Genomic DNA, 10,590 nt, shown 5'->3' with positions numbered 1-10,590 from the left:
GAGCGAATTCATCGCCGAAACAGCCGGTGTGACCCGGGATCGATTTTCGGGCGCTTTACCGCTGCCCGACCGCCTCGTGCGCCGGGCGGGAAACACCATTCATGATCCCGCGTGAAACCAGGGTCAGAACAGACGAATGCTTTCAAACAGCGTGATCACACGCCTCCCCGCCCCCTGGGTCTTGGCGATTTGGCGCAGCCAGGCGCCCCTCCCCGTCTGATGCAATCATCGCCGCCCCTAGGGATGATATGGAGATTTTCTAAATGCCGTCAAGAGAAAAATGGGGCGCGAGGGACGTGGACGAAGGTCTGCGCCGGTCGAGTCAGGGCCCGGCCGGCCGCCCGGTTCCCGCCCCGGGCGGGCGGCCCCTCCCGGTGATCACCGCTCGACGGGCGCCCCTGGTCCAGGGGGGCCGGCCGGTGCTCCGTGGGAGGCGAGGAGGTGTGCGACCGGATCGGCGCTGCCCGACGTGCTCAGTTCCTGCACCAGCTCGCAGTTCCTGGCGATCCGGTCGGCGACCCACGCGCGCAGCCACTCGGACAGCTGCGGAAGCGGCAGGTCGGACGGGGCCAGTCCGGCGAGCACACAGCCGGTTGCCGCCGCACCGCCGACGTTGACGACCACGTCCGGCAGTACGGTGTGACCGGACTCGCGCAGCAGCCGGCGGGCCGGTGCGGTGCAGCTCATGTTTCCGCCCTCGACCACCATCCGGGCCCGGACCGCGGGCACCGCGTCCTCGTCGACCGCGAAGGCGGATGCCGCCAGCACCAGCACGTCGGCGTCGACGTGCAGCCACGCCTGCCCGGGCCCGTGGACCCTGACCTCCGCGGGCAGCCGCGTCCGGTCGATCGTGCCGTCGCCGCTGGTGAGCGCGGTGAGTTCGGCGACGGGCAGTCCGCGCTGATCCTCGACGGTGCCCCGTACGTCGGCCACCGCCACCACCCGGTGGCCATGGGCGGCCAGGTGGCCGGCCACCGCGCGCCCGACGGTGCCGAAACCCTGGATCGCGATGCGCTGCGGGGTTCGCGCACCGGAGGCACGCAGCGCGCCGAGCACCGCGACCGCCACCCCGAACCCGGTGATGTCGGCCATGTGGTCCCACAGTTCGGCCCAGCCGACGGTGAGGCGGGTGGTGCCGGCCCGGCGGGCGACGTCGTATCCGGCGGCCTCGAAGGCCAGTTGCCGGTCGGCGTAGGTGGTGCCCTGGTCACAGCCCAGGTACACCCCGCCGTGCAGGAGCGGGGCGGCGGCGCGGCCGAACCCCCGCATCACCGTACGCCGCTCGACGGCGGCCCCCGGGACGGGCGCGATGCCGGCCTTGGCGCCACCGATGGGGAGGCCGACCAGCGCCAGCTTCTGGGTCATCGCCCTGGCGAGGTGGGCGAGTTCCCGCTCGGTCACCGTCGGGGTCATCCTGGTGCCCCCCAGGGCCAGCCCGTCGACCATGGAGTCGACGACGACCCATCCTCGCGCTTCGCACCCCGGCATGTTCAACGTGGTGGAGAGCATGGGCCCGGTCACCCGTCGCGCACCGGGCCGGGACGGTGCCTGGTTCACCGCGCACCGGTTTCCGCAGCGGTCCGCAGGCTCCGGGGGCGCATGTCGGTCCAGACGCGTTCGACGTGCGCGAGGCAGTCGTCCTTCGCACCGCGCACACCGACCTCGCGCCAGCCCGCCGGCGGCTCGCGGTCGGCGGACCAGATCGAGTACTGCTCCTCGTCGTTGACGACGACCTTCCACTGCTCGGGTGCTTCGCTGGTCATGCCGTTACCTCCAGGTATCGGTGGTTGCACGGTCCGCCGGGCGGCGGGCCGGTGGGGCCGGTGGGGCCGGTTCGCGGCCGGCGCCGCGGCGGGCGTCGAAGTCGTCCAGCCAGCCCGGCAGGCTGGCGGCGCGCAGGAGGCCCGTCCCGATGAGCACACCGGCGAAGCCCTCCCGGAGCAGCCGGGCGGCGTCGTCCGGGCGCTGGATGGCACCGGCGCTCACCGCGCACCGGGTACCGCTGCTCAGCACCGCGGGCAGCAGCGACGTACTGCGCCCGAGGTCGCCCGCGCCGCGTTCGCGGGTGGCGATGTCCTTGTTGTTCACCGCGACCACGCACTCCTCGGCGCGTGGCAGGCGGCGGATCTCCTCCTCGGTGGTCACCTCGACGAACGGCGTCAGGCAAAGCCGCAGGCTGACGTCGATCAGGTGGCCCAGGGTGGACCGCGGCAGCAGCCCGGCGGTGAGCAGGACGGCGGACGCGCCGCTCTCGCGGGCCTGGACCAGCTGGCTCCGGCGGGTCAGGAAGTCCTTCTGCAGCACGGGGAGATCCGTCGCTTCCACGACCTCGCGCAGCAGGTCCCGGGTGCCGCCGAACCATCGCCCGGTCACGACGGAGAGGCACGGCGCGCCGGTGTCCTGGTAGTCGGCGACCAGGCGGGCGACCGATCTGCCGCCGAACAGATCGCGGCCATCGGCGTCCTGCCGCTTGAGTTCCATGATCACCGGTCGGCGGGCGTCCAGCAGCGCTTCGGCGAACCCGGCCGTCATGGGGCCGCCCCGGTGTCGTCCGGCGCCCGCCAGCCCCGCCGCACCGCCGTGACCCGGTCGGCCCGCAGCCGTCCGGCGGGGTCTCTGGCCGCGGTGTCCACGTCGATCCCCAGGAACAGGGGGTGTTCCACCACGGCCCGGTAGCCCTCCCGGTTGCCGGCCGAGATGCCGCCGGCGAGCAGGAACGGTCGCGAGATGCGGTCCGCGATCTCAAGGACGGCCCCGCGGTCCACCTGCCGCCCGGTACTGCCGATCCGGCCGTCCTCGGCGACCGCGTCCAGCAGGAAGAGGTCCGTTCCGGCCCGCTCGTACGCCGCGATCAGGGACCGCTCCGCGCGGGTGTCCGCGCCTACGTGCAATACCTTGATCACGTCGAGATCCGCGGCGCTCTTCAGCGCGCGGACCATGCCCGGCGACTGGTAGCCGTGCAGTTGGACGCACCGCACCCGTGCACCGGCCGCCGCCTCGCGCAGTGCCCCGGCGTCGTTGAGGAAGGTGACGAGTACCGGCCGCAGCCGGGCCGTGCGGTGCGCGGCCGCGGCCAGTACCGACAGCTCAGCGGCCGACAGCTCCGCCCGGCCCCCGGGGATGCCGTGCCACAGGCCGACGAGATCGGCTCCGGCGGTGTCGAGCACCTCCACGTCCCGCGCCGAGGTGGCTCCGCATATCTTGACCAGCATCAGGCGTCACAGCCCCATCATCGCCGCGATGCGGTTGCGCTGGATCTCCGAAGTACCCGAGTAGATCGGGCCGGCCACCGCGTCACGCACGTCCTTCTCCAGGCCGTACTCGGTCAGGTACCCGCTGCCGCCGAAGATCTGCACGGCCGCCAGCGCGGAGGCGAGGTTGCTCTCACTGGCGAGCAGCTTGCTGACGGCGATGTCCGTCGTGACGTTCTCGCCGTCCGTCAGCCGGACCGCCGTGTCGTAGAGCCATTTCCGCGCGGTGTCCAAGCCGATCCTCATGTCCACGATCTTGTTGGAGATCGACTGGTACGAGCCGATCGGCCGGCCGAACTGGACTCGTTCCTTGGCGTATTCGACGCAGCGGTCGAGCCGGTACCGCATCTGTCCGGTGGTGATGACGAAGGAGCAGAGGATCTCCCACTTCATCACGTGGTCCAGGATCAGGAACCCGGAGCCGACGCGGCCGATCACGGCGGACGCGGGGATTCTGCAGTCGTCGAAGTGCAGCTCGCCCAGCGGCGAGGTTCGCAGCCCCATCTTGCCGACGGGTCTCCCGACGAGCAGCCCAGGGGTGTCCCGCTCCACGAGGAAGGAGGTGATGCCGAGTGGCCCGCCGTCCGGGTGGGTGCGGGCGTAGACCACGAACACGTCGGCCACCGGGCCGTTGCTGACGAAGGACTTGCCGCCCCGCAGCACGAAGCCGTCGTTCTCGCGGGTCGCCGTGGTCCTCATGGCCAGCGCGTCGGAGCCGCTCTCGGTCTCGCTGATCGCGTGTGCCCCGATCGTTTCCCCCGAACAGATCCCGGGCAGGTAGCGCTCCTTGAGCTCCCGCGACCCGAACCGTTGCAGTGGAACGCCCGTACTGACCATATGGGTGGCGACCGAGAAATTCAGTCCGCCGTCACGGCACTTCGCGCCGAGCTCTTCGAGCACGTACATGGTGGTGAGCAGATCCTGGCCGAGCCCGCCCCACTGCTCGTCGAACGGCAGACCCAGGATTCCGGACCCCTGGACCAGCTTCCACTCGTCCCGCGGAAACACGCCTTCCGCGTCCCGTTCGAGGTGGCCCGCGCTGAGCTCTTCGCACCAGCGGCCGAGCCCCTGGCGCAGGGCGGTCTGGTCGGCGTTCCATCCGATCACGTGTCAGCCCTGTCAGTACTGGGAGAAATCGGCCGAGTCCAGGCTGTGCCGTTCGCCTCCGCGCAGCGCGGGCGAGAACACGCACACCAGGCGGAGGTCCTCCTCCTGGCCGGCGATCAGGAAGTGGGCGTCATGCTGGTCGAGCGCGTAGAACGTGCCCGGTTCGATCGGGTGGGAGGTGCCGGCGGAATCCACCACCTCTCCCGTTCCCTTGATGCAGTAGCAGGCTTCCAGGTGACGCCGGTACTCCAGCCTCGACTTGGTCCCGGCGCGCACGGTGGTGTCCGTCATCGAGTAGCCCATGCCGTCGGATTCGAGAAGGAACCTGCGGCTGAGCCCATTGCCCCAGTCCACGGTCGTCACCTCGTCAAGGCGTCGGACAATCATCGGGTGTACCTCCTACCAGCTTGCTGAACAGGGTGAAAGGGTGTGCAGAAAGGCCTGGAACTCCTCGACCACGTCGGCCCGTTCGGCGAGGGCGTGCTCGATGCGGGCGACCCCGGCGCTGCCCACGACCGCGGCGTCGGCACCGAGGCCGTGCAGCACGGCGATGTCGGCCCCTGAGCGGACCCCGAATCCGACGGCGATCGGCACGGTGGCCGCTTGGCGCAACACCGCCAGTGCGGTGGCCAGTTCCTGGTGGCCGGTGGTGAGTGTGCCGCCGCTGCGGCCGTAGTGGGCCACCAGATACAGATACGCGGAGGCGCATTCGGCGGCCTCGGCCTTCACCTCGGCCGCCGACGTGGCGTAGCAGGTGGCGACCAGGGGCAGCCCGGCCTCCCGCACCGCTTCGAGACAGCTCGCCCGTAGCCGCGGCGGCAGGCCATGGACCAGCAGCCCGTCGGCACCCGAGTCGGCGACCCGGCGGACGAAGCCGGGCATGGACAGGGGTCTGACCGTGTGGCTCCAGTCGGCCAGCAGTGCCACCCGCAGGTGGCGCAGCCGGGGCAGGATCCCGCCGAGGAAGTCGAGCACCTCGTCGAGTCCGGCACCGCCTGCCAGTGCCCGTCGCGCCGACCGGCGGATGACCGCTCCGTCGGTGACGGAGTCGGGAAAGGGCACCGCCAGTTCCAGGCAGTCCACCCGGCGGTCGTCGAGCATCCGCATGAGGTCGGCCAGTACGGGCAGTGGCGGGTCTCCGGCGTTGAGGAACACCGCCAGGCCGGGCCGGTCCGGCGGTCGGCGCGCGAAGAACCCGCTCACCGCGCACCTCCCCCGTCCGCCGCCCTGCGCACCGGCCGCGCGCGCAGGCGATGGACGAGGTCGCGTGCGGCGCCGCCGCGCAGTACGTCTTCGGCCGCCTTGACCGCCTCCGTCCACTCGCCGATCAGCCCGCTCGCGACGGCCAGTGCGGCGGCGTTCAGCGCGACGGTCCGCGTCGCGAGCCCCGGACCGCTTCCGGACAGCACGCCGAGGAAGTGGTCAACCACCTCTGTCCTGCCACTGGCCGGCCGCAGTTCGGCGATCCCGCCGGAGGCCGGACCGGGAGCGTCGGCTCGCAGACGGATCTCGCCGGTGCCGTCATTGGTGTGGATGACGTTGTCGACGGAGCTGACCAGCTCGTCGATTCCCAGCCCGTTCGAGCACAGCCAGATCCTCCGGTCGGCAACGGTCGCGGCGACCTGCCGCAGAGCCGGCAGCAGCGAATGGTCCGAGACGCCCACGAGCTGGGAGGAGACCGGCATCGCGGCCAGGAAGGGGCCGACCGCGTTGATGAAGCCGCCGATCATCCGCAGATCCATCGGCACGATGCTCCTGGCCAGCACCGCCACCTCGCGCGGGTACACGAAGTGCCCCGGGAAGGCGATGCCGAAGCGCTCCAGCATGGCATCGGTCTGCTCGTACGAGGTGGTCAGCCCGATGCCGAGACGGTCGAGCAGATCGAAGGAGCCGCAGGTGCTCGCATGGGCGCGGGATCCGGTCTTGACGATGCGGACACCCAGGACGGCGGCGACGAACGCCGCCGCCGTGGAGATGTTGAACGTGGCCGGCCCGCCTCCGGTGCCGACGATGTTGGCCGTGTTGTCCAGCCGGGCGGCGACCGCCGGCCGGCGCTCGTCGAGCGAGCGGAGCATCCCGATCAGCGTGTCCTGATCAGGCATCCGGGTGGACAGCGAGGTCAGCAGGGCCACCGTCTCGCCGGGCCGGAGAGCGCCGTCCCGCAACTGGTCCCAGAAGGACCGCCACATCTCCTGATCGACGGGGCGGTCGCGGCCGATCAGCGCACGCAGCACCTCGTGCACGGCTAGCGGGAGTCCGGCCGGCACAGCTGGGCGTGCTCGATGAACCTGCTGATCGAGCCGACGGAGCGGAAGCTGTCCGGGTCGAGGTCGAGGTCCTCGACGCACAGGTCGAACCGGTCCTCCAGCCAGGCCATCGTCTTGAGCAGACCGAGGCTGTCGATGACCCCGCCGTCCACGAGATCGTAGTCCGGGTCCAGCTCGCTCGCGCCGACGTCCGGCAGGAACTCCTCGATGATGAACTGCTTGACAACCGCGGCGTGTTTCACGTGGGCGTTCCTTCGTTTGGCTGTGCCGAGGAGCAGGCGCGCTCGACGAGCGTGTGGTCGATCTTTCCGGTGGACGTCCTGGGCAGCGGGTCGTCCACGATCCGCAGGGCCGAGGGGACGGCGGTGAGCGGAAGCCGCCGGGCACAGTGCTGACGTAGCGTCAGAGTGTTCAGCGTGCTGGCCGGGGCGCGTCGGACCACGCTTCGCAGCAGGCGGCCGGCCACCGGATCGGGCACCGCCACCACGGCCGCCTCGACGACGTCGGGATGGTCGAGCAGCACCTGCTCGACCTCATGGGTGTTGACCCGTACGCCGCGGACCTTGACCTGGTGGTCGTTTCGGCCTTCCAGGGTGATGCGGCCGTCCCGGTCGCGCCGCACGAGGTCGCCACTGCGGAAGTAGCGCAGTGTCTCCGGCCCATGGGGGTGGGTCGCGAACCTGTCCGTGTCCTGTTCCCGGCCGAGGTAACCGTCGGTCTGAAAAGGCGTCGCGACATGGAGCTCGCCGGTTCCCGGCCCGGTCAGGATCGTGCCGTCGGCGCCGACGATCACCGCGTGGACCCCGGGCAGCGGGCGGCCGATCGGGACGGGGGCGCCCGTCGGCTCGGTGCCGTCGACCTCGTACATGAAGCTGTCGTTGGTCTCGGTGCAGCCGTAGACGTTGTAGAGCCGCGCGTTGGCGAACAACCGTGGCAGTTCGGCGAGGCAGCGGGCGGGCAGGCTGTCACCGGTGAAGATGACGTGCTCGACCGTGTCGAGTGACCGGTCGCGTTCCGCGGCCGCGTCGATCAGCAGCCGGAAGAACATCGGCACCGCCTGGACGAGCTGGACCTCATGGCGGGAGACGAGATCGAGCAGGTGGCCCGCCTGGAGGGCCTGCGCCGGGTCGACCAGGACGACGCGGCCGCCGTGCCTGAGCGTGGTCCAGATGTCCAGCAGGCACAGGTCGAAGTTGAGCGGGGCGTAGTTGAGCACCGTCGTTCCCCGACGGATACCGAACTGCTCGCCGGCCCAGGTGGTGAAGCGGTCCACCGCCCCCGTGCTCAGTGGCACGATCTTCGGCTGTCCGGTGGAGCCGGAGGTGGTGAACATGAAGGACACGTCGGCCGGCTCCGTGCGGCGTGGCGCCACCAGACCCGTCGGCCCCGTCGGCCCCGTCGGCGGATCCGACGGAACCGGCCCGGGCCCGGAGGCCGGGGGGCTCTCCGGCGACAGCACGTGCCGGATGCCGGCCTGCTCGAACAACCCGTGCGGCGATCGCGGCGCCGGTGCCGGCAGCAGCAGGAAACGCCGCCCTTCCATCAGGCAGGCGAGCACCAGGGCGATCGCCGCGGGCGACTTGGCGGCCAGGATGCCGATCGGCTCGTCCGCCTCCGGGGCGAGCCGGGTGATCCGGACGCGCTCCCGGTCCGCCAGCTCATGGAGTTCACGGTAGGTCGTCTCTTCTCCGTGCCACACCAGCGCCGGATCATCAGGGTGACCGGCGGCGTGCGAGACAAATGAACTCACCAGATTCTGCTGCGGCATCATGACTTCTCCGAGTCCAGGCAACGGGTTCACTCAAATAATTCGGACCCAATGACGACCCGGTACGAAAGGGCCCTGCCCGACCGGCCCCCGGCGGCAAAAGAACTATCACATGGCACCTGCCCCGCAGAAGTGGGTTCACAGAAGCCGTCGATGACTGCACGTCAGGGCAGACTGCGCTGCCCGTCAGGGCGATGCTATCCGTCGAGCGTGTTCGATCAACATAAGTTCCCTGGTTGATCGGCGTAAAGATCCCTTGACGCCCCCTTTCCCCCCTCTTGATCTTGCGGAGCGGGACGAGCGTCACCTAGCATCCGCCGTACTGTTCGCAAAGTGGCGAATCAGCGAGGGGATTTCCATGTCGTCGAAAGTTCCCCGATCGCCGTGAAAGGTGGACCCGTCATGCCTGGCCCCGATCGGCACGTGAACGCTCCGGCAGTACTGTCGTTCGCGCAGCAACGACTGTGGTTCCTCGACCAGTTGCGGCCGGGCCGGCCGGACCACAACGTCCCGACCGCGGTTCGCCTGCGGGGCCGGCTGGAACAAGCGGCGCTCGTGCGGGCGCTGACCGAAGTCGTGCGGCGCCACGAGGTGTTGCGCAGCAGACTCGTCGTCGTACACGACAGCCCGTACCAAGTCACGGAGCCGGACGAGACGTTCGTGCCGGCGATCACCGATCTGACGCACTTACCGGCGGCGCGGGCGCGGGAACGGGCCCACGAGCTGGTGGCCGCCGACGTGGCGGTCCCGTTCGACCTCGGAGCCGCGCCGATGCTGCGGGCCCGGCTGATCCGAACCGCCCAGGACGACCACCTGTTGCTGCTGGTGATCCATCACATCGCCTGTGACGGCTGGTCGCTGTCGGTGCTGTGGCAGGAGTTCTCCGCCGCGTACCGGGCCGCCCTCGACGACCGGCCGGCCGCCTTGCCGGAACTGCCCGTCCAGTACGCGGACTTCGCCGACTGGCAACGGAGCCACCAGGCCGGCGCGGCACTGAACGACCAACTCGCCTACTGGCGGGAGCGGCTGGCCGACCGGAGCCCTGTGGCGTTCCCGACGGACCGGCCCCGCCCCGCGCTCTGGTCGGGCCGGGGCGACCAGGTCGGGATCGAGATCCCCGCAGAGCTCACGGACCGGATCCGGGCGCTGGGGCGCACCCACGAGGTGACGCCGTTCATGACGCTGCTGGCCGCCTTCCAGGTCCTGCTCGCGCGCTGCACGGGACAGCCCGACGTGCCGGTGGGGACACCGATCTCCGGGCGGACCCGGATCGAGGTGGAGCCACTGATCGGCTTCTTCGTCAACACGCTCGTCCTGCGTACCGACCTGTCGGACGACCCCGGCTTCACCGACGTGCTCGCCCGCGTACGGCGACACGCGGTGGAGGCCTACGCCCATCAGGACGTTCCCTTCGAGCGGCTGGTGGAGGAGCTACGGCCCGAACGCGACCTCGGCCAGCACCCGTTGTTCACGGTCATGTTCCAGCTGGACGAGCCGTCCGCGCTCCCGGCCGGCCTTCCGGGGCTTGAGGTGAGTGCTCATCAGGTCCCCAACACCGTGGTGAAGTTCGATGTCGAGGTCGCCATGACGGACTGCGGTGATCACTTCACCGGCGTGGTCCGCTATGCCGCTGATCTGTTCGCTCCCGAGACGATGCGGCAGCTCGCCCAGGACTTCCGTTCGCTGCTCGACCACCTCGTCGACAGCCCCGAGCGGCCGATTTCGGCGTGGCAGCCCCCGCTCGGCGTCCGCGTGAGCCGGTTCGGTCCCGCGGCACGACCCGACGCCCCGGAGCCCGATGCCGGGCAGGCCGGACAGACCGGTGCTCCCTCCACCGAGACCGAGCTTCTGGTGCTGGAGACCTGGGCCGAGGTGCTCGGTGTCACCCCGGAGGGCGTGCACAGCGACTTCTTCGAGCTGGGCGGGCATTCGCTGCTCGCGTCGAAGATCATGTCCCGCCTCGGGCGGGCGCTCGACCTCGAACTGCCGGTCGCCCTGCTCTTCTACCACCCGACCGTCGCCGAGCTGGCCGACGGCATCGACGCGGCGCTGCTGGCGGACCTCGGCGCCGCCGCCGAAGCGGCACCGCTTCCCGCCGGAAAGGTCCAGCGGCCGTGAAGGCGCAGCACAGTCGACCCGGGCCGGGCGAGCCGGCCGGCTCCGCGCCGGCCACCGCACGGGCGCTGCTCGACCAGCG

General features: G+C 70.6%; 11 protein-coding genes. 1 reads left to right on the top strand and 10 read right to left on the bottom strand.

Annotated features, from left to right (window positions below; all coding sequences use genetic code 11):
* Window positions 1-378: 378 nt before the first annotated feature.
* The 10 genes from AB0P06_RS21210 to AB0P06_RS21165 are packed head-to-tail and all read right to left on the bottom strand — an operon-like array spanning window position 379 to window position 8,396.
* Entirely contained in the window at window positions 379-1,509 is a 1,131-nt protein-coding gene (locus AB0P06_RS21210; protein ID WP_363609475.1) for a Glu/Leu/Phe/Val dehydrogenase dimerization domain-containing protein, read from the bottom strand.
* Window positions 1,510-1,553: 44 nt separating this feature from the next.
* Window positions 1,554-1,763, bottom strand: coding sequence for an MbtH family NRPS accessory protein (locus tag AB0P06_RS21205; RefSeq protein ID WP_363609473.1), 210 nt, complete (start codon window positions 1,761-1,763; stop codon window positions 1,554-1,556).
* A gap of 4 nt (window positions 1,764-1,767) precedes the next feature.
* Complete coding sequence (locus AB0P06_RS21200) at window positions 1,768-2,532, bottom strand: indole-3-glycerol-phosphate synthase (RefSeq protein ID WP_363609471.1); 765 nt, start codon at window positions 2,530-2,532, stop codon at window positions 1,768-1,770.
* Complete coding sequence (locus AB0P06_RS21195) at window positions 2,529-3,212, bottom strand: N-(5'-phosphoribosyl)anthranilate isomerase (RefSeq protein WP_363609469.1); 684 nt, start codon at window positions 3,210-3,212, stop codon at window positions 2,529-2,531. The genes AB0P06_RS21200 and AB0P06_RS21195 overlap by 4 nt, the downstream gene beginning before the upstream one ends.
* Before the next feature lie 6 nt (window positions 3,213-3,218).
* Window positions 3,219-4,358 (bottom strand): acyl-CoA dehydrogenase family protein, encoded by a 1,140-nt coding sequence (locus AB0P06_RS21190; RefSeq protein ID WP_363609467.1) that lies wholly within the window; start codon window positions 4,356-4,358, stop codon window positions 3,219-3,221.
* A 12-nt stretch (window positions 4,359-4,370) separates the two neighbouring features.
* Window positions 4,371-4,745 carry an ectoine synthase gene (locus AB0P06_RS21185; RefSeq protein WP_363609465.1) on the bottom strand — a complete coding sequence of 125 codons (375 nt, stop codon included), beginning with the start codon at window positions 4,743-4,745 and terminating at the stop codon, window positions 4,371-4,373.
* A gap of 12 nt (window positions 4,746-4,757) precedes the next feature.
* On the bottom strand, window positions 4,758-5,561 hold the full coding sequence (trpA, locus tag AB0P06_RS21180; protein ID WP_363609463.1) for a tryptophan synthase subunit alpha: 804 nt from the start codon (window positions 5,559-5,561) through the stop codon (window positions 4,758-4,760).
* Entirely contained in the window at window positions 5,558-6,601 is a 1,044-nt protein-coding gene (locus AB0P06_RS21175; protein WP_363609461.1) for an anthranilate phosphoribosyltransferase, read from the bottom strand. Before AB0P06_RS21175 ends, trpA begins: the two co-directional genes overlap by 4 nt.
* Window positions 6,602-6,603: 2 nt before the next feature.
* A complete protein-coding gene (locus AB0P06_RS21170; protein ID WP_363609459.1) occupies window positions 6,604-6,867 on the bottom strand; it encodes an acyl carrier protein in 264 nt (87 codons plus the stop codon).
* Window positions 6,864-8,396: an AMP-binding protein gene (locus tag AB0P06_RS21165; RefSeq protein WP_363609457.1), complete on the bottom strand. Its 1,533-nt coding sequence runs from the start codon at window positions 8,394-8,396 to the stop codon at window positions 6,864-6,866. Before AB0P06_RS21165 ends, AB0P06_RS21170 begins: the two co-directional genes overlap by 4 nt.
* Before the next feature lie 399 nt (window positions 8,397-8,795).
* Here AB0P06_RS21165 and AB0P06_RS21160 point away from each other — a divergent pair, with 399 nt between their 5' ends.
* On the top strand, window positions 8,796-10,511 hold the full coding sequence (locus AB0P06_RS21160) for a condensation domain-containing protein (protein ID WP_363609455.1): 1,716 nt from the start codon (window positions 8,796-8,798) through the stop codon (window positions 10,509-10,511).
* The last annotated feature ends 79 nt before the right edge of the window (window positions 10,512-10,590 follow it).

It is taken from the genome of Kitasatospora sp. NPDC088351 (genome assembly GCF_040685575.1).
Lineage (GTDB): Bacteria > Actinomycetota > Actinomycetes > Streptomycetales > Streptomycetaceae > Kitasatospora.
Note: the sequence above shows the minus strand (reverse complement) of the source record. Positions and strands in the feature narration are given on the sequence as shown.

Excerpts from the sequence above, each read along its gene's own strand:
- AB0P06_RS21210 (WP_363609475.1), bottom strand. The coding sequence starts at position 1,509 with ATGCTCTCCACCACGTTGAACATGCCGGGGTGCGAAGCGCGAGGATGG.
- AB0P06_RS21185 (WP_363609465.1), bottom strand. The coding sequence starts at position 4,745 with ATGATTGTCCGACGCCTTGACGAGGTGACGACCGTGGACTGGGGCAAT.
- AB0P06_RS21205 (WP_363609473.1), bottom strand. The coding sequence starts at position 1,763 with ATGACCAGCGAAGCACCCGAGCAGTGGAAGGTCGTCGTCAACGACGAG.
- AB0P06_RS21195 (WP_363609469.1), bottom strand. The coding sequence starts at position 3,212 with ATGCTGGTCAAGATATGCGGAGCCACCTCGGCGCGGGACGTGGAGGTG.
- AB0P06_RS21165 (WP_363609457.1), bottom strand. The coding sequence starts at position 8,396 with ATGATGCCGCAGCAGAATCTGGTGAGTTCATTTGTCTCGCACGCCGCC.
- AB0P06_RS21160 (WP_363609455.1), top strand. The coding sequence starts at position 8,796 with ATGCCTGGCCCCGATCGGCACGTGAACGCTCCGGCAGTACTGTCGTTC.
- AB0P06_RS21200 (WP_363609471.1), bottom strand. The coding sequence starts at position 2,532 with ATGACGGCCGGGTTCGCCGAAGCGCTGCTGGACGCCCGCCGACCGGTG.